Annotated in this window: 17 protein-coding genes; 4 read left to right on the plus strand and 13 right to left on the minus strand. The window is 74.6% G+C overall.

Annotation, left to right across the window (positions count from 1 at the left end; all coding sequences use genetic code 11):
• Positions 1-19: 19 nt before the first annotated feature.
• Both ACIQIB_RS31680 and ACIQIB_RS31685 read right to left on the minus strand, forming a co-directional pair.
• Positions 20-1585 (minus strand): PucR family transcriptional regulator, encoded by a 1566-nt coding sequence (locus ACIQIB_RS31680; protein ID WP_363611160.1) that lies wholly within the window; start codon positions 1583-1585, stop codon positions 20-22.
• A 175-nt stretch (positions 1586-1760) separates the two neighbouring features.
• Positions 1761-3800 (minus strand): ATP-binding protein, encoded by a 2040-nt coding sequence (locus tag ACIQIB_RS31685; protein ID WP_400762177.1) that lies wholly within the window; start codon positions 3798-3800, stop codon positions 1761-1763.
• A gap of 299 nt (positions 3801-4099) precedes the next feature.
• On the opposite strand from ACIQIB_RS31685, the gene gabT reads away from it, so the two are divergent.
• Positions 4100-5440 carry a 4-aminobutyrate--2-oxoglutarate transaminase gene (gabT, locus tag ACIQIB_RS31690; RefSeq protein WP_363611156.1) on the plus strand — a complete coding sequence of 447 codons (1341 nt, stop codon included), beginning with the start codon at positions 4100-4102 and terminating at the stop codon, positions 5438-5440.
• A gap of 484 nt (positions 5441-5924) precedes the next feature.
• Positions 5925-6584 carry a phosphatase PAP2 family protein gene (locus ACIQIB_RS31695; protein ID WP_400762179.1) on the plus strand — a complete coding sequence of 220 codons (660 nt, stop codon included), beginning with the start codon at positions 5925-5927 and terminating at the stop codon, positions 6582-6584.
• Between the two features lie 3 nt (positions 6585-6587).
• Here ACIQIB_RS31695 and ACIQIB_RS31700 read toward each other — a convergent pair whose 3' ends face one another.
• Positions 6588-6923 (minus strand): DUF2218 domain-containing protein, encoded by a 336-nt coding sequence (locus ACIQIB_RS31700; protein WP_400659076.1) that lies wholly within the window; start codon positions 6921-6923, stop codon positions 6588-6590.
• A gap of 180 nt (positions 6924-7103) precedes the next feature.
• On the opposite strand from ACIQIB_RS31700, the gene ACIQIB_RS31705 reads away from it, so the two are divergent.
• Complete coding sequence (locus ACIQIB_RS31705) at positions 7104-7667, plus strand: MarR family transcriptional regulator (RefSeq protein WP_363611150.1); 564 nt, start codon at positions 7104-7106, stop codon at positions 7665-7667.
• Here the strand turns inward: ACIQIB_RS31705 and ACIQIB_RS31710 are convergent.
• Entirely contained in the window at positions 7558-8499 is a 942-nt protein-coding gene (locus ACIQIB_RS31710) for an EamA family transporter (RefSeq protein WP_400659131.1), read from the minus strand. The genes ACIQIB_RS31705 and ACIQIB_RS31710 overlap by 110 nt on opposite strands.
• A gap of 105 nt (positions 8500-8604) precedes the next feature.
• On the opposite strand from ACIQIB_RS31710, the gene ACIQIB_RS31715 reads away from it, so the two are divergent.
• Positions 8605-9510 carry a LysR family transcriptional regulator gene (locus ACIQIB_RS31715; RefSeq protein ID WP_400659072.1) on the plus strand — a complete coding sequence of 302 codons (906 nt, stop codon included), beginning with the start codon at positions 8605-8607 and terminating at the stop codon, positions 9508-9510.
• Positions 9511-9554: 44 nt separating this feature from the next.
• Here ACIQIB_RS31715 and ACIQIB_RS31720 read toward each other — a convergent pair whose 3' ends face one another.
• The 9 genes from ACIQIB_RS31720 to ACIQIB_RS31760 form a co-directional block, all read right to left on the minus strand.
• Positions 9555-10298 carry a ZIP family metal transporter gene (locus ACIQIB_RS31720; protein WP_400659129.1) on the minus strand — a complete coding sequence of 248 codons (744 nt, stop codon included), beginning with the start codon at positions 10296-10298 and terminating at the stop codon, positions 9555-9557.
• A 307-nt stretch (positions 10299-10605) separates the two neighbouring features.
• Complete coding sequence (locus tag ACIQIB_RS31725; RefSeq protein ID WP_400762181.1) at positions 10606-12285, minus strand: restriction endonuclease; 1680 nt, start codon at positions 12283-12285, stop codon at positions 10606-10608.
• Between the two features lie 114 nt (positions 12286-12399).
• Positions 12400-14196, minus strand: coding sequence for a hypothetical protein (locus ACIQIB_RS31730; protein ID WP_363611142.1), 1797 nt, complete (start codon positions 14194-14196; stop codon positions 12400-12402).
• Positions 14197-14438: 242 nt separating this feature from the next.
• On the minus strand, positions 14439-14753 hold the full coding sequence (locus ACIQIB_RS31735) for a cupin domain-containing protein (protein WP_363611140.1): 315 nt from the start codon (positions 14751-14753) through the stop codon (positions 14439-14441).
• Between the two features lie 158 nt (positions 14754-14911).
• Positions 14912-15568, minus strand: coding sequence for a YigZ family protein (locus ACIQIB_RS31740; protein WP_400762184.1), 657 nt, complete (start codon positions 15566-15568; stop codon positions 14912-14914).
• Positions 15569-15669: 101 nt separating this feature from the next.
• Positions 15670-16959 carry a DUF6986 family protein gene (locus ACIQIB_RS31745; RefSeq protein ID WP_400762186.1) on the minus strand — a complete coding sequence of 430 codons (1290 nt, stop codon included), beginning with the start codon at positions 16957-16959 and terminating at the stop codon, positions 15670-15672.
• Positions 16960-17066: 107 nt separating this feature from the next.
• The gene (locus ACIQIB_RS31750; protein WP_400762188.1) at positions 17067-18581 is read right to left on the minus strand and encodes a DUF2637 domain-containing protein; all 1515 of its coding nucleotides are present in this window, start codon (positions 18579-18581) and stop codon (positions 17067-17069) included.
• Between the two features lie 196 nt (positions 18582-18777).
• Entirely contained in the window at positions 18778-19443 is a 666-nt protein-coding gene (locus ACIQIB_RS31755; protein WP_363611132.1) for a response regulator transcription factor, read from the minus strand.
• Positions 19395-20807: a sensor histidine kinase gene (locus ACIQIB_RS31760; protein WP_400762190.1), complete on the minus strand. Its 1413-nt coding sequence runs from the start codon at positions 20805-20807 to the stop codon at positions 19395-19397. The genes ACIQIB_RS31755 and ACIQIB_RS31760 overlap by 49 nt, the downstream gene beginning before the upstream one ends.
• Positions 20808-21034: the final 227 nt, after the last annotated feature.

A 21034-nucleotide genomic window follows, 5' to 3' on the forward strand; every position in this document is an offset into this window, starting at 1 on the left:
GCCGTTCCGGTCGCTCCCGTCACTCCTCGCCGGAACGCAGCGCCAGCCAGAGCTCCATCCGCACATCGGTGTCGTCCAGCGAACGGCCGAGCAGCTCCTCGACCCGCCGCATCCGGTAGCGCAGGGTGTGCCGGTGCACGCCCAGATCGGCGGCGGCCGCGTCCCACTGCCCGTGTCTGGACAGCCAGGCCCGCAGCGAGGCCACCAGGTCGCCGCGCGCGGTGCGGTCGTGCTCGCGCAGCGGACGCAGGAGCCCCTCCGCGAAGGCCGTCACGGCGTCCTCGCCGAGCAGGGGCAGCAGCGAACCCGCGCCGACCTCCTCGTGGTCCACCGAACGGCGGCCACCGCGCAGCGCCACCGCCAGCGCCCGCTCGGCCTGCGCGTGAGCGGTACCCGACTCCTCCAGCCCGGCCGGCGCCGAGACGCCCAACGACAGGCCCTCGTGCTCCTCCACCGCGCCGAGACAGGCCCGGTGCACCGCGCCGTTGTCCAGCGCCAGCACCATCAGCCGCGGCCCGTGCGCGCCGTCCTCCCGCGCCACCAGCAGCTTCTCCCCCACCCGGGCGCCGGCCTGCTCGGCCCGGTCGCCCAGCTCCCCGAGCGCCTCCGCGGCGTCCACGCCCTGCGCGGCACCGGCCACCATCACCCGTATCGTCCCCTCCGGCAGACCGCCGAACAGCCCGACCGCCACCTGCCGGGCCGTCCCCACCTCGCCCGCCAGCACCATCCGCAGCAGCGCGGCGCCCATCCGCTCCTCGGCCTGCCGCAGCTCCCGGGAACGCTCCAGGGTCAGGGTCAGCAGCGCCACCGCCGCGTTCAGCACATACCGCTCGGTCGGGGTGATCCGGTCCTCGGTACCGACCGCGAGAAAACCCCTCGCCCGGCGGTCCGCGCCCAGCGACTGGACCACCACGTAGTCCTCGTCCGCCGTGTCTATCCCCGGCGAACGGCCCTGCAACGCGGCGCTCGACGGCGCCGGACGGCGGCGCAGCCGGTCCACCTCGGCCGCCAGCCGGCCGGCCCGGCGGGCCGCCCAGTCCGGAGCCACCACCGAGAGCGCGCCCGAACCGTCGTACAGCGCCGCCCAGCCGCCCAGCCGGGCCGCCAGCCGGCGGACCACCGCCGTGGTGCCGTCCTTGCCGAGCGCCGCCCGGGTCAGCTCCTCCTGCGCCTCGAAGCTGGTCGTCACCGCCTCGTACTGCTCGGCGGCGAGCGCCGCCGAGACCACCTTGCTGATCGCGATGAACGGCGTCGGCTCCGGCACCCGCAGCAGCGGCAGCCCGCGCTGGGCGGCCGCGTCCACCAGCGGCTGCGGCACCTCCGTGTGCGACAGGCCCACGCCGAGGCCCAGCCCCACCACGCCCGCGTCGGCCAGCCGGTGCACATACGCCTGGAGCCGGGCGGCGGTGCGGCCCAGCTTGATCCCGGTGGTGAGCAGCAGCTCACCACCCTCGAGGAACGGCGTCGGATCGTCCAGCTCGCTGGTGTGCACCCAGCGGACCGGCCGTTCCAGATGGTCCCCACCGGCGAGGACCGTCAGATGGAGCGAGGTGTTGCGGACGACGGAGGCGAGTGTGGGAGGCATGGCACCTTCGGGGGAACGACCCGACCGCGCCGTTGCGGCCGGGCGAGGAGAGGGGCGGAGGGTCTGACGAGGGTCTCTCCCCTTCATTATGGACGCTCCGGACAACCGGCACTGCCGAATCCACCTCCGAGGCGATACCTGGGGGCGCCGTCCCGGCGGAACGCGGCCCGCCGGTTCAGTCCCGCAGGTCCACCAGCAACGGCGGCACCTGTTCCCCCGACACCGCTGTCAGCGACACCACCGCGTGCCCCGCCGGCAGCGCGTGCGCGAGGTCCGACGGCGACCAGCGCAGCCGCTCCACCTCCCGGGTGGTGACGGACTCGGTCTGCGCCGTGGTCCCCGACAACGCCTTGCGCCCCAGCCGCCCGGCCCGGCGCAGCAGGCCGCCCGAGGTGTCCGGAGTGTGCGTCACCGCCGTCTCGCGGACCAGATGCGTACCCCAGGCCTCGGAGAACAGCCGCCCGTCCCACGGCGCGATCCCCGGGAACGCCATCCGGCAGCCGACCGCGCCGAACAGCGGCGCCCGCAGCGCCTCCGGCAGGTCCACCAGGGTCCGCAGCAGCAGCACGGCGCCCGCGTTGGCCCCGCGCATCCGCTGCAGACCCCGGACGGTGTGGGCGTCCAGCGCCGCCGAGACGTCGTCCACCACCAGGCCGGCGAAGAGCGACCGGTCCTCGCGAACGCCGGCGGCCTGGACGAACTGGCCCACCACCAGCCGCGAGAGCATCCGCGCCGCCTCCGGGTGACCGCGCTCGGGCAGCTTCACCCGCACCCGCAGCGGGTGGTCCAGCACCCGCATCGCGAACGGCGGCCGACCGGTCCCGTCGGTCGCGAACGCCCCCTCGAAGGCCGGGCGGTCCAGCAGCGCCAACCGGTCCGCCAACAGCGCCCCCGGATCGTCCGCCCGGCCCCGCTGGCGCTCACGGTGGGCCAGGTCCCGCTCGTACAGGGCCAGCCGGCCGGCCGTCCCGAGCGCCTTCGCCAGGGCGCCCAGCGCCTCCGTCTCACCCCCGAGCAGCGCCCGCAGTTCGCGCACACCCGGGTAGCGGCCGTACGCGGCGTGGAACGGGCCGACCACCTGCTGAAGCGCCGTCCGGGCGCTCTCCGCGCGGGCCGTCAACTCGTCCGGCAGCAGCGCCTCGGCCAGCCGGGCGGCCGCCTCGTCCGGATCCCGCGCCGCGCCGTAGAGGTCCAGGCCGTACGCCGAGCCCGGGTCGCCCGGGGCGATCACCACGTCGTACCAGGCGTCCGGCCCGAGGTCCGCCTCCGCCGATCCGATCACCACCGCGCACGCCGTGCCGGCCAGTGCCTGCAGGCAGAGCGCCTCGGCCACCGGCCGGGCCAGCCGCGCCGTCTTCCCCGTCCCGGCCGGGCCGACCGCCAGCAGCGAGGTGCCGAGCACGGCCGGGTCCAGCGCGAAGCCGGCGGCGCGGTGCGTCAGCGGGTTCTTCGGCACGTCCTGGGTGGTACCGAGCCGGACCTGACGCAGCAGCAGATCGTGCTGCTCGTCCCGCCCCGGCAGCTCCCGCACCTCGGAGGGGTGCGCGAACGCCGCCGCGCCGCGGGCCGCCACCTGGGCGACGAAGGCCAGCACGAACACCGGATCCGCCTGCGCCGACTCCCACGCCTGCCGGATCCGCACGTAGTCGATGTCGCCGACCGCTTCCCCGTCCAGCCGCCCGGCGGCCACGCCTGCCCCGCCGGCCCGCAGCACGACCCAGGGGTCGGCCGACCGGGCCGCCGCCTCCGCCACCTCGGCGTCCGCCGCGGGCGCCTCCTGGGTCACGGTGCGCGACAGCAGCGGCGCCACGTAGCGCCGCCACACCTCCGGCCAGCGGCCCATCCGGCCGAAGACCTTGATCACGACGGCGAGGACGACCGCATTGACGACCAGGAGGGTGAGCATGGCCTCGGACTCAGACGGTTCGGCGAGGGGCCCGATGCCTGTCTGCCCCCCGAACCAGACGAGTACATACGTCAGCAACTGTGTTCCGTACAGGTAGGCGAACCACCCCACCACTGCGTTCAGCACCGCACGAAGGAGCAACGGCCACGTCGGAACCCTGCCGGCCTCCGCCCGGTCGGGGTCGATCTGCCGGTAGCCCTGCCGGTAGATGCCGGGGGCGGCCTCCGGCCGCGGGGCCGCGACCCAGGCGGAGAGGTCGAAGGCGGGCCCGGCCGCACCCGTCGGGCGGTGGGGGCGTTGGTGGGGCATGGGTGCAGGGGGTGGGGCTGTCGCCCGCTCGCCGTGGCTCCGCGCCCCGTCCAGTCCCATGTACGGCCCCGCTCCCTCGCCCGCCCGGCCCGACGTCGTCGGTGCCGCCATACCCATGCCGCCGCACCGGCGACACGCCCGCGCTCAATGTAGTGGAGCGAAGCCGCCGGGCCGTCGCACTACCCGCGCTGGCCGCCTCGGACAAGTCGGACGGCTGAGTGCTACCGAGTGGCGCATGCCCGGCCGGGGAGGGCGGCCGTAGCCTGCGAAGCACCGAGCCGAGAAGTCTGGAGAAACCCATGAGCGCCGCAACGCCGCTCCCGCAGGAGCGCCGCCTGGTCACCGCGATCCCCGGTCCGAAGTCGCAGGAGCTGCAGGCCCGCAAGCTGGGTGCGGTGGCGGCCGGCGTCGGCACCACCCTGCCGGTGTACGTGTCCCGTGCCAACGGGGGCGTCCTGGAGGACGTGGACGGCAACTCGCTGATCGACTTCGGTTCCGGCATCGCCGTGACCAACGTCGGCAACAGCGCCGAGGCCGTGGTGGCCAGGACGACCGAGCAGTTGGCCGCCTTCACCCACACCTGCTTCATGGTGACCCCGTACGAGGGCTACGTGGCCGTGGCCGAGCAGCTCAACGAGCTGACCCCGGGCGACCACGAGAAGCGCACCGCGCTGTTCAACTCGGGCTCCGAGGCGGTCGAGAACGCGGTGAAGATCGCCCGCGCCTACACCAAGCGCACCGCCATCGTGGTGTTCGACCACGGCTACCACGGCCGGACCAACCTCACCATGGGGCTGACGGCGAAGAACATGCCGTACAAGCAGGGCTTCGGCCCGTTCGCCCCGGAGATCTACCGGGTGCCGGTGGCCTACCCGTACCGCTGGCTGACCGGTGCGGAGAACGCCGCCGCCGAGGCCGCCGCGCAGGTCATCGAGACCATCAACAAGCAGATCGGCGCCGACAACGTCGCCGCGATCATCATCGAGCCGATCCAGGGCGAGGGCGGCTTCATCGAGCCGGCCAAGGGCTTCCTGCCGGCGATCGTGGAGTTCGCGAAGGCCAACGGCATCGTCTTCGTCGCGGACGAGATCCAGACCGGTTTCTGCCGTACCGGCCAGTGGTTCGCCTGTGACGACGAGGGCATCGTCCCGGACCTGATCACCACCGCCAAGGGCATCGCCGGCGGTCTGCCGCTGTCCGCGGTGACCGGTCGCGCCGAGATCATGGACGCCGCGCACGCCGGCGGCCTGGGCGGCACCTACGGTGGCAACCCGGTGGCCTGCGCCGCCGCGCTGGGCGCCATCGAGACCATGAAGGAGCAGGACCTCAACGGCAAGGCGCAGCGGATCGGCGAGATCATGCTGGGCCGTCTGCGGGAGATGCAGGAGAAGTTCGGCATCATCGGCGAGGTCCGCGGCCGCGGCGCGATGATCGCCGTCGAGCTGGTGCAGCCGGGTGGCAAGGAGCCGAACGCGGCGGCCACTGCGGCCATCGCCAAGGCCTGCCACGCCGAGGGCCTGGTCGTGCTGACCGCCGGCACCTACGGCAACGTGCTGCGCTTCCTGCCGCCGCTGGTCATCCCGGAGCACCTCCTCAACGAGGGCCTGGACATCCTGGAGGGCGCCTTCGCCGCTCTCTGAGCCGGTGGAGCCCGACAGGTGACACACCCGCCGGAGGGATGTCCGGACAGCGCTGAACGGCCCGTGGGGACCTCTGGTCCTCGCGGGCCGTTCGGTCTGCACCGCCGGTTCGTTACGTTCGGCCGTTCGAGCGGGTTCGAGCCGGTTCGGGCAGCTGTACGGGGGACGCCGCGGCCTGGCCCGGCGGGCGGTGAAGATGCTGTGCGGAATCGCCGAAGCTCCTCGGCGGGGCAAATCCGTTGACGTAGGGTCATGACAGATGGACAGCGAGCCTCAGCCATTGGCGGACCGGTCCGCGGCACCGCCCTCGCCGGCGGATCCGCGAGTCGTCCGCGAGGACGACCGGGCCGCCTCGGAGAAGGCGGCGCACACCGAAGACCGATCGACCGACCGTCCGGCCCACACCCCCCGGGGCGCACGGAACGGCGATCGTCAGAGCCGCCCCGGAGCTACCCCCCCTGCTCCGGGGCGGCCATCTCGCGTCGTGGGCCGCCTGGCCGGATCGGTCGCGCTGCCGCTGGTGCTCGCGGTCGTGCTGGTGCTGGTGTCCTGGCAGGTGGCCGTCGACGGCCCGCTGCTCGGTCTGGACCACTGGGCCCGGCACACCGTCCGGGCGGCCAGGCACGACCTGCACAGCACCCTGCTCAACCACCTCGGCAAGGCGCTGTCGGACCTCGGGAGTTCCGTCCCGGCGGTCCCGGTGCTGCTCGCCGGTGGCGCGCTGGCCGCCGGGCGGTCCCGCCGGGCCGGGGTGCCGCGCTGGTGGCTGCCGGCGGTGGTGGCGGTGCTGACGACCGGGCTGATCCCGCTGCTGGTCGTCCCGGCGAAGGCCTGGTTCGCCCGGCCCGGCCCGTTCGGGGTGCCGCTGGCGGCGGACCAGTGGGGCTGGTACCCGTCCGGGCACACGGCCACCGCGACCCTGGCGTACGGCGTCGCCGCGCTGCTGGTGGCCCGTACCGTCGGCGCCCGCGCGGGGCGGCGGCTGACCGCGGGCGCCGTGCTGCTCTCGGTCGGCGTCGGTCTCGGACTGCTGTGGAGCGACTACCACTGGCTGCTGGACGTGGTGGCCAGCTGGTGCCTGGGCGGCCTGGTGCTGTGGGCTCTCGCCCGCCGGCTGCCCCGGGGAGCCGGGCGGCGGGCGTAGTCGTCAGCCCTCGGCGGGCTCGTCGTTGCGGTGGACGAGACCGGGCTCGCCGTTGTCACGGTGCCATTCGACGACCAGTTCGTCGCGGCTGCCGAAGCGGACGAGGTGGCGGCCGACCACGTCCTCCAGGCCGGGCAGCTTCTCGGTCTCGCCCTCGACGGCGAGCAGCAGCGCGTCGGGGGTGGCCTCCAGGGTGGCGGTGCCGGCGCCGAAGGTGAGGGTGCCGCGGCCGGTCTCCTCGGACCAGTGGGCCTCGATCTTGCGGCCCATGTGGCTGGCGAGCTGCTTGGCGTAGCGGGCGGAACGGTCGGTGGTGACGCGGGCTTCGGAGCGGGGCACTGGTCCTCCAGGATCCTGGGAGGGAACTTAGGGTGCCCTCACTCGGGGCTACGCTAACCCAGATACTGAGCCTTGCTCAACATCTTTCCGGATCCGCGCGCCCGGGGCCGGTCCACGCCCCCGCCCCACGGCCGGAACCGGCCGATACCCTGGGGCGGACACCTGCCGAGGAGACCGCCCATGACCACCACGCCGACCGACGACGCGGCGAGCTCCTCCCCCACCCCGGACCCGCCGGACGCCCCGGCGCCGGCCCCGCAGGACACCGCCGCCGAGCTCGCCGACGCGATGACCCGGGCGATCAAACGGATCCGGCGCCGCACCAGCGAGCGACTGGAGCCCTACGGCATCACCCCCGGTCAGGGCCGCGCCCTGCGCACCCTCGCCCACGCACCCGGCTGCGAGCTGCCGGACCGGGCGATGCGGCTGAGCGACCTCGCGGACCGGCTGCACATCGCCCCCCGCTCGGCCACCACCGTGGTCGACGCGCTGGAGGAGGCGGGCCTGGTCGAACGCAGCCCGGACCCGGCCGACCGACGCGCCGTCCGGATCCTGCTGACCGAGGCCGGCCGGTCGGCGGTGGAGCGGATCGGGCAGGTCCGGCACGAGGTGGCGCAGGAGTACTTCGGCCAGGTCAGCCCCGCCGACCAGGACGTGCTGCTGCGAGTGCTGCGCTCCGCCGAGAGCCGCTACGCGGCCGCCACGCCACCACGGCGGACAGCGCCCCCGGGCGCAGCGCGGTGATCCCGATCCCGGCGATCACCAGCAGCGCGGCGCCGGCGGCGAGCGGGCCGACCCGCTCGCCGAGCAGCAGCCAGGCCGAGGACATCCCGAACACCGGGACCAGGAGCGAGTAGGGCGCGACGGCGGTGGCGTCGTAGCTGCGCAGCAGGAAGCTCCAGGCGACGAAGCCGAACAGAGTGGAGACCAGCCCGACGTACCCGATCGCGCCCAGGCCGGCGGGGGTGATGTCGCGCAGCGCCCGCAGGTCGGCGGCCGGGCCCTCGACCAGCAGGGAGAGCCCCAGCAGCGGCAGCGGCGGAACGGCGCTGACCCAGACCATCCAGCGCAGGGCGTCCGGCGGCGCGGCCCGGCGGGTCAGCACATTGGAGAGCCCCCAGGCCAGCGCGGCGAGGACGACCAGGACGAAGGCGCCGAGCGGGCCGCCGAGGCCGCGGTCGACCGCGCTGAGGCCGATGCCGGCGAAGGCGACCGCCAGTCCGGCCAGCCGCTGCCCGCCGGGCCGTTCCCGCAGCAGGACGGCGGCGAACAGCGCGGTGAAGACGGCCTGGCCCTGGAGGACCAGGGAGGAGAGCCCGGCGGGCATCCCGGCGTGCATGCCCAGGAAGAGCAGGCCGAACTTGACCACCCCGAGCGTGAGGCCGACCGCGAGGACCCACCGCCGGGCCACCTTGGGCGGGCCGACGAAGAAGACCGCGGGGACGGCCACGACGGCGAACCGCAGGGCGCAGAAGAGCAGCGGCGGGAAGTTCTCCAGGCCGACGTGGATGAGGACGAAGTTGAGGCCCCAGACGGCGGCCACCAGCACGGCCAGGGCGATGTGACGCGGGCTCATGCTGCCGCCCGGGGCGGCGGGTGCGGTGGTCATGGGTCGAGCATGGCCGCCGAAATCGTGTAGCACCAGCGATGAGTTCTGAAGGTAACCGTTTAACATTGCTGCATGATGGATCTGGGGCGCCTGCGGGCACTGCACGCGGTGGCCGTGCACGGTTCGGTCGGCGGAGCGGCGGCCTCGCTCGGTTTCACCCCGTCGGCGGTCTCGCAGCAGATCGCCAAGCTGGAGCGCGAGACCAGGACGGTGCTGCTGGAGCGTCAGGGCCGCGGCGTGGTGCTGACCGACGCCGCCCGCGAGCTGGCCGCCACCGCGCAGGCGGTGCTGGGGCTGGTGGAGCGGGCCGAGGTACGGCTGGAGGAGCAGCGCGGCCAGGCGGTCGGACGGCTGCTGGTCGCCGCCTTCGCCACCGGCGCGCGGGGGCTGATGCCGGGCGTGCTCGCCGACCTGCGCGCGCGCTGCCCCGAGCTGGACGTCCGGCTGCTGGAGAGCGATCCGTACCCGGCGGCCGAGCTGGTGGCGCGGGGCGAGGTGGACCTGGCGCTGGTCCAGGACTGGCCGACCGTGCCGCTGCCGGTGCAGGAAGGGCTCTCCCGGATGGACCTCGGCGCGGACCCGGTGGATCTGCTGCTGCCCGCCGGGGATCCGCTGGCCGGGTCGGCCGTGGTGCCGGTGCGGCGGCTCTGCGGGCAGCGCTGGATCAGCGTGCCACCGGGCAACATCTGCCACGACTGGCTGGTTCGCACCCTGCGCGAGGCCGGCGAGGAGCCCGATGTGCGGTACCAGGTCGGCGAGTTCGAGACCCAGATCGCGCTGATCGCGGCGGGCCTGGGCATGGGCCTGGTACCGCGGCTCGGCCGGGGCGCCCTCCCGCCCGGGGTGGTCTCCCGGCCGGTGGTACCGGAGCCCGCCCGCCGGGTGTTCGCCCTCTGGCGCACCCAGGCCTCCCGGCGCCCGGCGATCACCGAGGCGCTGACCGCGATGCGGGAGCGGTGGTCCGCCCCGGCCTGCTGACCGGCCGGTCGGGGCGGGCCCGGCGGAGATCCGCCGGACCGGCCCTATCCGGCGAGGCCGATCACCAGCCACATGAAGCCCACCCCGACGAGGGTGCAGAGCAGGGTGCTGCGGGAGGGGTGCGGGCTGTGCGCCTCGGGGAGGATGTCGGAGGTCGCCAGATAGAGCAGGAAGCCCGCGAAGAAGCCCAGGTAGAGGCCGAGCAGGTGGTGGGGGATGGTGAAGAGCAGGGTGATCGCGGCGCCCGTCACCGGGGCGAGCGCGTCCGCCGCGAGCAGCGTCAGCGCCCGCCGCCGGTCGTTCCCGTACAGCCGGGTGATCGTGTACGTGTTGAAGCCGTCGGCGAAGTCGTGCGCGACCACGGCGATGGCGACCACCGTCCCGACCGTGGTCCCGGCCTGGAACGCCGCGCCGATCGCGAAGCCGTCCATCACGCTGTGCCCGACCAGGGCCAGCGCGGCGGTCACTCCGACGCCCTGGTAGCCGTTGCCGGAGGCGGTGGTCACCTGGTCCTGGACGTGGTGGTGGCCGTGGGTGTGGGCGGCGTACTCGCCCTCGTGGCCGCGGTGGATGGCGACCGCGCGCTCGATGACATGGATGGTCAGGAACCCGGCCGCGAACATCAGCAGGGCCTGGGGCACTCCGTGGATCTCGGCCGGCGCCTCGTGCAGTGACTCCGGCAGAAGGTCGAAGGCCACCACGCCGAGCATCAGCCCGGCGGCGAAGCCGAGCACCAGATGGCGCCGGTCACCGGTGCGCTGGGCGACGTAACCGCCGATCAGCGTCATCAGGAACGCCCCGGCGGCGACCAGGACGGCGGTCACCGCCGCTCCCCCGTACCGGGTACCGCTGTACCGGGTACCGCGCCCATCCCGCCTCCCCCGCGTCCCGCCCGGGTCCGGGCCGACCACCGACCGGTGCCGGGCAACCCCTCGGCCGGGCCATGCGGGCCGCTGCCCGGGGCGCCGCCGCCCGGCCGGGCCCGGTCAGCCCGGCACCCGCGCCCCCAGCGTCACGCCGCTCCCGGCCCGGCGCCCGTCGGACGGGCCGACGGGGTGAGGCACCACGGTGTCCGGCCCGGCGGGCGCCGCCGGTCTACCGGCCGACGGCGAGCGGCAGGCCGAGGTGGGTACAGGCGAGTTCGCGCACGCCCTCGCCGTCGACCAGGTGGATGTGCTGGTGTCCGTCCTCCCCGGAGAGGTCGAGGGCCTCGTCGGTGAAGCGGCCGGTCGTCAGGCGCAGGCCGCGTTCGGCGGACTCCTCGCGGACCGCCTCCGCCAGCGTCCTGATCTCCTCCTCCCCCACCGGCCCGGGCCCCCGGGAGGCCCAGACCACCCAGCGCCCGGGCAGCGCGCTGTCCGGTGCCCCCTCGCCGGTGGCCACCAGCCCGGCCGGGCCGCGCAGCCGTACGCTCCACTGCGCCAGCCCGCCGCGGGTGAGCAGTTCGCGGACCAGCTGGGCGAACTCGTTCGCCGAGAGGTCCGGCGCGGACGGCACCGTGGCCCCCGCCACGGCGGCCGGTTCGACGCCCGCCCGGGCGTAGGGATCAGGGGTGACGGCGGCGCCGAGCTGGCGCAGCCGGACCAGCGCCTCGTCCTGTTCGGCGTCCGCGTACACGCCCTCGCCGTCGTGCTCCTCGTAGGGGGCGGCGGGCGGCAGCAGTCTGGTCCTGGCCAGCGCGTCCCGGTCGGCGTCCACGCTCACCAGGCAGAGCGGCTCCGCCCCGCCGGGGTCGCGCAGCCAGCCGTTGAGCACCACCCCGGCCAGTATCTCGTCGGTGTCGACGGCGTCGGCGGCCTGCAGCGCGCGTAGTGCCAGCCGGGCCACCAGCCGGAGGTAGTCGGTGGCCCGGTCGGCCGGCGGGCGCGGCACCGGCAGGATGTCGCCGTCCGCGCCGAGCCGGTAGCCGGTCAGCGACGGCACCAGGTCGAGCGGCGGCAGGTCGAGGTCGAGCACGGCGGTGCGGGTGAGCGGGCGGAAGACGGCCCGGCAGGGCGCGGGGAGGTCCTGGGTGGCCGTCTCGGCGGCGGCCAGCGCTCGCTCCAGCAGAGACTCCACGGCGGCCGGCTCGGCCAGCCGGTACGCCCGCCGGCACTCCTCCAGGGTCTGGTTGTACTCACGCACCGCGCGCGCTCTGGCCTGCTCGGCCTCCTCGTGGACCCGCCGGGACTCGTCCGCGGCCGGGCTGCCGGCCTCGGCCTGCCGGGTGCGCCACTCCCGCAGGGCGCGCTGGTGGGCCAGCCGGGCCTGGGCCAGTTCGCGCTGGTAACCGGAGTCGAGCAGGCGGCGGGTCGGCGCCGCGTCGGGGTCGGTCGCGGGCGGCTCGGTGGGAGCGAAGTCGGCCCAGCGCGGCTCGGCGCCGTCGGCCTCCGCCTCCGGGCCGGCCGCCCGGTAGGGACGTGGCTCGTAGCGGCGCAGCTGGCTCTCGAAGTCCATGGCCGAGACCGGCAGCGCGGCCCGCCGCAGCAGGTCGGCCAGCCGCTCACGCTCGGTCCGGACGGCGAGCGTGCGGTGGTGGGTCAGGGCGGCGGCCCGGGCGTGGGCGGCGACGGACTCGTCCACGCCCTCCCCGGACGGTCCGTCACCACCGCCACCACCGCCACCACCGCCATGGCTGTCGGCCCGGCCACCGCTGCGACCGCCGGCGTCGGCGTCCCCCTCGCCGCCGCCCGGCCCGTCGGCGCCGAGATCACGGAAGACCGAGGCCAGAAAGCCCGGTTGGGGCACGGGAACGGTGGCGGTGCCGTCGGACTGGCCGTCTGCTGAGTACTGCATCGGTCGTCGTTCCCCCATGCTCGTCCGGCGCCTGCCCGGGGCGGCCGGCGACCCCGCGGCCCTGCCCCTGCGGGACATTGTCCACCGAACGGGCGCACCGGGCAGCCAAGCCTCTCAGTTGGTCCGGGTGTTGGTCAGGTGCAGACCGATGTAGCCGACATAGATCCGGCCACTGCCCGAGCAGTCGTCGAGGTAGTGCAGCCGGGGTGCGGTGCGACCGCCGCCGATCCTCAGGTGTGCGCCCATGAAGGCACGCCGGGAGACGTCCACGCACTCCGGTACCGGCAGCATCCGCTCCCGTTTCCACTTGGTGTGGCTGAACACCGTCCGGGACTCCCCGCGCACCGCCTTGCGGGGCGGGAAGCGGTGGCAGCCGGCCGGGGTGCGTTCGCACCACTGCTTGAAGTCGCCGCCCGCCTCGCCGCGCACCGCCGCTTCGGCGTACTCCTGGAGGGCCGTCAGGCCGTCCCAGGTGAGCCGGGCCCAGGAGGCCCCGGCGCACTGCAGTCCGTCGAGGGCGAGCGTGGTCTTCTGGTCCCCCGTGAAGGAGAGCAGCGGGAACTCGCCCAGTCTGGTCATCAGCTCGGTGAACGTCCCGGGGGCGTCGATCCAGTGGCTGGGGGAACCGGCCGGGCCGACCGGACCGGAGTGCCCGCCGGGCATGGTGGGCAGGACCGCACCGCCGGGGCCGGCGCAGAGCCGGCCGGTCATCCCCCGCACTGGGGCACCGCCGTGGCGTGCCCCGGCCTGTTCGTCACCCGGCGCCGGCCGCCGGCGGTCGCGGCGGCGCTCACGGCGCAGGCTGTGCCGTACCAGCTCCAGCTCGTCGGCTCTGGCCTGCTGCTCGGCGCGGTCCTGCCGTTCCTCACGGACGAGCGCCGCCAGCTCGGCCCGGGCGTCGGCAGCGGCCCGGTCGGCGTCCGCCCGCGCCCCGGAGGGCGGGGCCACGCGGAGCACCGGGACGGCGGCCAGCGGTGGCGGCAGCGGCTGTTCGGCGGCGAGCCGGCGCGGCTCGCGGGCCAGCAGCCCGGCCGCGCGGCGGATGTCCTCCTCTATCCGCTGACGGGCCAGTACCGGGTGCCGGGCGCCGTCCTGCCGGGAGGCCGGGTCGACCTCGGGCAGGTAGGTGCGCACCGCCCCGCCGTACACGGTGTGGTACTCCAGGGCGACGTTGAACTCGGTGCGGGCGCCCGGGTCCAGGACGTAGGCGGTCGCGAGGCCGGGCAGCTGGTGACAGAGCGGGCGGACGACATCGGCGAGCCACTGGTCGAGCCCGAGGTTGACCGGGACGCTGGCGACCACGGTGGGCAGCCGGCGCTCCGGGTCGCAGAGTTCGTCGATCAGGCCGCCGACCTGGCCCGCGGTCAGCACCTGCGGGGAGAGGTGGACGGCGGCCGGGCCGTCGGTGGCGTCGAGCAGGGGCAGCAGGGTACGGGCGAGCTCGGGCACGGGCACTCGGCAGGGTGTCCGCACACCGCTTCCGGTGGTGTGCGTCTCGGCCTCCAGCCGGACCCAGGTGGGGCCCTCGGCCCCGGTCGCTATGGTGAGGGTGAGCTGGTGGGTGCCGTGCGGCGCCGGGGTGCGCAGCCGGCGGCGGTGGTACCGGCCGGTGCCCGGGCCGCCGCGCAGCGGGCCGTGGTCGCGGTCGAGCAGGACACGGTCACCCAGCCGCAGGCGCTCGGCGGGGGTGTCCGGGGCGTCAGGGGTGTCGGGGCCGACGGGCTCCCGGACGGCCGGCGGGGGCTCCTCGCAGCCTTCCTGTTTCAGCCAGGCGCCCAGGCCCTGGTCGGCCAGGGCGACGGCATCGGCGTGCGGGAGCGCGGTGGTGACGGTCATCCGGTAGGGCGTCGCGGGCCCCCGGGGGGCGAACAGCTCGGCTCGGGCGGGCGACGGGAAGCGGTCCGAGGTCATGCGCATACCTCCGTGGTGCGGGGTGGGGTCTCTCGTCCTCCATCGATGAGGTCATTTCGTCCGGTTCGGCCGGATCCTTGCCCAGGAAACGCCACAGCCCGGAGCGGAAGTTCCAACTCCGGGCCACGTCAATACGTTCGAGTGAATCTGCTCAAGCGGCCCGCCGGAACGGGCCGTCATCTGCTTCGGTCGCCGTCCGGCTCAGCGGGCCGGTTCAGGGGGCAACCCAGGGAGCGGTCGGCTCAGGTGCCGACGGGCCCGGTACCGCTGCGGCTCCACGCCGGCTCCGCCACCGGCACGGCCAGCGGGCAGCCCGCCGGGGTGTCGTAGCTGGCGATCAGCACCACGGGAACGCTCCCGTGGTTGCGGCCCACGTGGATGTGGACCGAGCCGGCCTCCTCGACCAGCGAGCCCCCGGCACGGGTGACCTCGACCCGCCCGTCGTACAGCGTCCGGGTCAACGTCCCGGACAGCACCACCACCTCGACCCGGCCCGGATGGTAGTGCCAGCCGGTGCTGGCCCCCGGGGGCAGGGTGATGGTCTGAACGAGGGTCATCTCGGTCGGCTTCCTGATCGGCGGTCGGACCAGGCTAGGCAACCGCGACGGCCAGTCGAAACCAGCCGGCCCCGATCTGTCCGAAAGTCTGTCCGAAACCATCGCGCCGGTCGGATCCGTCGGATTCGACGGACCCGACGGTTCGACGGGTCCGACGTTCAGACCGGCACCTCGACATACGTCCGGCCCGCCGCCACCGCAACCGCCGTACCGCCGGTCGCCTCGGCCAGCCAGGTGTGGAAGTCCGCCACCTCGGGCTCCGGCACGCCGACCTCGATCCGCACCCCGGCCGCCTCGTACGCCAGGTCGCGCACCGTGTACCCGGCCGCCCGCAGGTCGTTCTCCACCCGGCCGGCCCGGGTGTGCCCGGCCGTCACCGCCAGCAGCGCCACCGGCCGCCGCTCCAGCAGGCCCACCTCGTCCACCGCCGCCGACACCGCGTTGCCGTAGGCCCGCACCAGGCCGCCCGCACCGAGCTTGATCCCGCCGAAGTACCTGGTCACCACGGCCACCGTGTCGGTCAGCCCGCGCCGGCGCAGCACCTCCAGCATGGGCACGCCGGCCGTGCCGCCCGGCTCGCCGTCGTCGCTGGAGCGCTCGCGCCGCTGATCGTCGCCGACCACGAAGGCGGTGCAGTTGTGCCGGGCGTCCCAGTACCGCTTGCGGATGCCGGCGATGAACGCCTGTGCCTCCTCCTCGTCGGCGACCCGGGCGAGATGGCAGATGAACCGGGACTTCTTGATCTCGGTCTCGTGGCTGCCGTCGCGCCGGATGGTGAGGTACGTCCTGGGGGTCGGCTCCGGCGTGGCGGACATGGCGCGGTGGTTCTCCCGGAGACGACGAAGGCTGGCGGTACCGGCCGGGTACGTCCGGGCGGTACCGCCAGCCTAAGCCGTGTCGACGGCGGGTCGGCCGGTCAGCGGCCGGCCAGGGTCTCCAGCCGGATGCGGTCCAGGCCGGTCAGCGAGGTGACCTCGGCCGGGTCGACCGCGCCGCAGTCCAGACCGCGCAGCAGATGGCCGCTGAGCGCCCGGGCGGTCGCGGGCTCGTCCAGCACCTCGCCGCCCGTCCGGGCGACGTAGGCGGCCAGCCGGGCGGCGGCGGCCGCCAGACCCTCGCGGTAGAAGGAGTACACGGCCGCGTAGCGGGTCGGCAGGTGCGCCGGGTGCATGTCCCAGCCCTGGTAGTACGCGCGGGCCAGCGAGCGGCGGACCAGGTCGTGGTGGAGCTTCCAGGCGGCGTGCACGCGGGCGGTGGAGCCGGTCGGCACGACGTTGGTCGAACCGTCGGAGAGCCGGACGCCGGTACCGGCCGCGGCCACCTGCATCACCGCCTTCGCGTGGTCGGCGACCGGGTGGTCCAGGCTCTGGTGGGCGGCGCCGACCCCGCAGGAGGCGCTGTAGTCGAAGGTCCCGTAGTGCAGACCGGTGGCTCGGCCCTCGGCGGCCTCGATCATCCGGGCGACCGTGGCCCGGCCGTCGGGGCCCAGGACGGCCTGGGTGGTCTCGATCTGGATCTCGAAGCCGAGCCGCCCGGCCGGCAGGCCGGCGCCGCGCTCGAAGTCCTCCAGCAGCCGGACCAGCGCGGTGACCTGCTCGGCGTACGTCACCTTGGGGAGGGTGAGGACCAGGCCGTCGGGCAGACCGCCGCCGGCCAGCAGGGTGGCGAGGAACAGCTCCAGGGTGCGGATGCCGCGGTCACGGACGGCCGCCTCAAGGCACTTGATCCGGATGCCGAGGTACGGCGGCGCGCCGCCGTCCGCCACGGCGGCGGTGACCAGCCCGGCGGCGCGGACGGCGGCCGCGTCCTCCTCGGCGTCGGGCCGCGGCCCGTAGCCGTCCTCGAAGTCGATCCGCAGGTCCTCGACCGGTTCCCGCACCAGCTTGGCCCGGACCCGGGCGTGCACGTCCGCGAGCAGGGCGTCGTCCGGTACACCGAGCGCCCGGGCCAGCTCGGCCGGGGTGCCGGCGTGGGTGTCGAAGGCCTCCAGGGCCTGGCGGCCCCAGTCGCGGACGGTGCCGGCGGTGAAGGCGTCGGCCGGGACGTAGACGGTGTGGACCGGCTGCCGGGTACCGGGGTCGCCCGGGTAGCGACGCGTCAGGTCGGCGTCGACCGGGGCGAGCAGCGCCTCCACGGCGGCCCGGGCGGCGCGGGAGAACGAGGCTCCGCCCACCGGCCCCTGACCGTCCGCCGCGACCTGCGACATCCGCGCTCCTCCATGCCGAACCATCAGTTCAACAATTTGTTGCGGCGAAGGTAGCCCCGCCGGAGTCGGGCGTCAATGGCCCGCGGGGGACGGGCGGCCGCGACGCGTCACTCCCTCCCGGCGGCGGCGTAGCGGTCGCGCAGCTCGGGGAAGAGCTCGGCGACGTCCTTCGGGTTCACCGAACCGTCCGGACGGGTGCCGGTCACGCCGTACTCCCTGGTCAGCCAGTCCGCGAGGCGCTGCGGGTCGGGATGGTGCTCGAAGGTGTCGATGTACGTCACCAGTGCCTCGAAGCACAGCTCGGGGTCGAGCCGGGACGGCACGGTGCGCGGCGCGGAGTCCTCCGGGTGGCCCGGCTGCCGCGGGTGATCGGTGTCCTCGGGAGAGCCGGGACCCTGCGGGAGCACGGGCTCCTGCGGGAAGTCGGCGTACTCGGCGTCGTCCGGGTGGCCGTGGGTGGCGGTGTCGGCCTGCGCCACCCCCTGCTGGACGGGCAGCGGGGTCGACGGGCGCGGCGGCTTGAACCACGGGGAGGCCTGGCCCGGCACCCGGCCGCCCGTCGTGCCGTCGTCCTGGTGACCGGTGGTCCGCACCGGACGCTCGGTCCAGACGTTCAGCTCCTCCCTCGGCGGCGGCGGTGCCTGCTCCGCGTCCCCGGCCGGCTCCTGGGCGGCGCGCAGCCGTACCGCGGCGAGCTTGGCGAGCACCGGCGCGGCCACCTCGGCGGGCACCGCCGCGACGGCGGCCGGAGCCGGTTCGGGCTCGGGGTGCTGGGACTGGGTCTGAGGTCGGGGCTGGGGCTGGGGCTGGGGCTGGGGCTGGGACTGCTGCTCCGGGGAAGAGGGCCCGGGCTGCGGCTGGGTGTCGGCGGCGGCGCCCGATGGGATGGCCGCGGCCACCGGACGGCCCTCGGCCAGCTCCCTGGCCTCACGGGCCTCGCGCGTCTCGTCGTCCAGCCGGTCGAGTACCGCCGGGTCGAGCGGCACCCCGTACTTGGCCAGCTTGAGCGGCAGCAGCGCCTGGATCGGCGCCGAACGGCGCCAGCCGCGCCCGTAGCGGAAGCGCAGCTGGGCCCGGTAGACCAGCCGGTTCTGCTCCAGCCGGACGACCTCGTCGTAGGAGCGCAGCTCCCAGAGCTTCATCCGTCGCCAGAGCCGGAAGGTCGGCACCGGCGACAGCACCCAGCGCATCAGCCGGACGGACTCCATGTGGCGGTCCGCGGTGATCGCGGCGATCCGGCCGACGGCGTGCCGGGAGGCCTCGACGACGACCACGAAGAGCACCGGGATGACCGCGTGCATGCCCATCCCCAGCGGATCGCCCCAGGAGGCGGCCGCGTTGAAGGCGATGGTGGCGACCGTCAGCAGCCAGGCGGTCTGCCGCAGCAGTGGGAAGGGGATCCGCAGCCAGGTCAGGACCAGGTCCAGCGCGAGCAGGACGACGATACCGGCGTCCACGCCGATGGGGAACGCGTAGGAGAAGGTGCCGAAACCTTTCTCCTCCGCCAGGTCCCGCACCGCGTTGTACGAGCCCGCGAAACCGATGCCCGAGATCAGGCAGGCCCCTGCCGCGACCAGGCCGAGCAGGACCCGATGGGCCTTGGTGAGCGATGGGCGTGCCATTACGTCTATCAACCCCTGGATGTCGGCTGCTGCCGTACGCTGCCTCGGCTGCCGATTCCCACGTGTCGGGGCGCCGGACGGCTGAGCAACCTCCGGGCTCGGCCCCCCGGAGTTTACTCGCACACCTGTTTCAGCGTTCTCGCAGCCCGGGGTGTCACTGCCCGCCGCACGCGGGGGACGCGGACCCGGTGGGGTGTCAGCCGCTCCGCTCCACCGTTCCGTTGAGATAGGCCAGCACGGCGAGCACCCGGCGGTTCGCGTCGTCGGCCGGGGCGAGTTCGAGCTTGGTGAAGATATTGGCGATGTGCTTGGCCACCGCGCCGTCGCTGACCACCAGTCGGCCCGCGATGGCCGAGTTGGAACAGCCCTCCGCCATCAGCTCCAGCACCTCCCGCTCGCGCGGCGACAGGCGCTGGAGCGGACCGGGGCGGCGGGCGGTGCTCTGCATCAGCTTCGCGATCACGTCCGGGTCCATCGCCGTACCGCCGTCCGCCACCCGGCGGACCGCGTCGATGAACTGGCCGGCATTGAACACCCGGTCCTTCAGCAGGTACCCGATCCCACCGGTGCCGTCCGCCAGCAACTCCCGTGCGTACAGCTGCTGGACGTGCTGCGACAGCACCAGCACCGGCAGGCCCGGGATCTCCCGGCGCGCGCTGAGCGCGGCCTGCAGTCCCTCGTCGGTGAGCGTCGGCGGCAGCCGCACATCGACCACCGCCACGTCGGGACGGTGCGTCAGCAGCGCGTCCAGCAGCTCAGGGCCGGTCTCGACGGCGGCCGCGATGGTGAAGCCGTGCGCTTCCAGCAGCCGGATCAGGCCTTCGCGAAGGAGGTAGAGGTCCTCGGCGAGGACAACTCGCACGGCAGCTCCAGGGTGATTGTGGTCGGACCGCCCGACGTGCTGTCGATGGCGAGGACACCGTCGAAGGTACCCAATCGCCGTTCAATCCCGCGAAGGCCGGTACCCCGGGTGGGGTCCGCCACGCCGATGCCGTCGTCCGTCACCGTGATCCGCAGTGTGCCGGCCCGGTACAGGATGTCCACCCAGACCTGCTCCGCGGCCGAGTGCTTGGCGGCGTTGGCCAGCAGCTCGCTGATGCTGAAGTACAGAGCCGCCTCGACCGGCGCCGGCGGGCGGTCCGGCAGGCTCACGCAGACCTCGGTCGGCAGCGCGCTGTCCAGCGCCAGCGCCCGGACGGCATCACCCAGTCCGCGCTCCGCGAGCACCGGCGGGTGGATGCCGCGGACCAGGTCGCGCAGTTCCTGGAGCGCTCGCGCGGAGGACTGCCGGGCCTCCGAGAGAAGCTCCCGGGCGGCGGCCGGGTCGGTGTCCATCAGGTGCTCGATCGTGCCCAGGGTCATTCCGATCGCGACCAGCCGGGCCTGCGCACCGTCGTGCAGGTCCCGCTCGATCCGCCGCAGCTCGGCCGCCTGGCTGCCCACCGCGTCCGCCCGGGTCTCGGTCAGCTCCGCCACCCGCTTGGCGAGCTGGGCGTGCGAGGACCACCCGTCCTGGTCCAGGACCCTGCGCGCCAGCTCCGCGTAGGCCCGCACCGCGTACGGCGCCACCAGCACACCGAGCACGATCAGCGCGATCCCCAGCACGGAGTTCACCAGGAGACCGACGAGCGTCGGGGGCAACGGCCCGAATCCGTTCATGAAGACCGGCTGCGCGACGGTGTAGCCGGCACCGATCAGGAGCAGAGCGGCCACCGGGCCCGCCAGGGCGGCCGCCGCGAGCGGGTTGACCACCAGCCAGCCGATCTCGGCGCGCGTCGCCCGGTCCCGGGCCGCCCAGTGCAACAGCTGCCCGACCTTCGCCACGGCGTGGGACCGGTGATACGAGTACCCGGTCCACCAGTAACCGCGCTCGTCCAGCTCCAGCGCCGGCCGGGGGCCGTACTCGACGGGCAGCCGGATGCCGTACCAGCGCTCCAGCTGAGCACGCGTCCGGTTCGCCGTGCGCCGGACGAACAGGCCGCCGGCCGCAAGCCCCGCGGTCGTCCCCACCAGCACACCGACCAGGACCGCCGCCGGAAGGTAGTACTGCAGGATCGACGCGACCGCCCCGCCCACCAGCAGCGCCGTCGCCAGCGGCACCGCGATGGCCGGCACCGTCACCACCGCCAGCAGTGCCAGCCGGGCCAGCGCCCGGCGACCTGACAGGAAGGCCGCCTCGGTCTGGGCGCGCATCGTCGTGCCGCTCATTCGGCTCGCTGTTGTCACGGGTGCTCCTGATGCCGGTACCGATCGTCCTGACTCAGTGTTCCCTGCACCGCCGGCCCGAGGCACTGGCCGTCCTACCCCAGTTCCGAGGTGGACTTAGCACCACCCCCGCTGCCGCCGTGCCCCGCGCGCGATGCCGTAAATACACAGCAATACACGGCCGTAAACGCAGAGAACCCCCACCCGGAATCGGGTGGGGGTTCTCTGGAATAATTGTTCGGCGGCGT

This window comes from Kitasatospora sp. NPDC092286 (assembly GCF_044755565.1).
In the GTDB taxonomy this organism is placed as follows: Bacteria; Actinomycetota; Actinomycetes; order Streptomycetales; family Streptomycetaceae; genus Kitasatospora.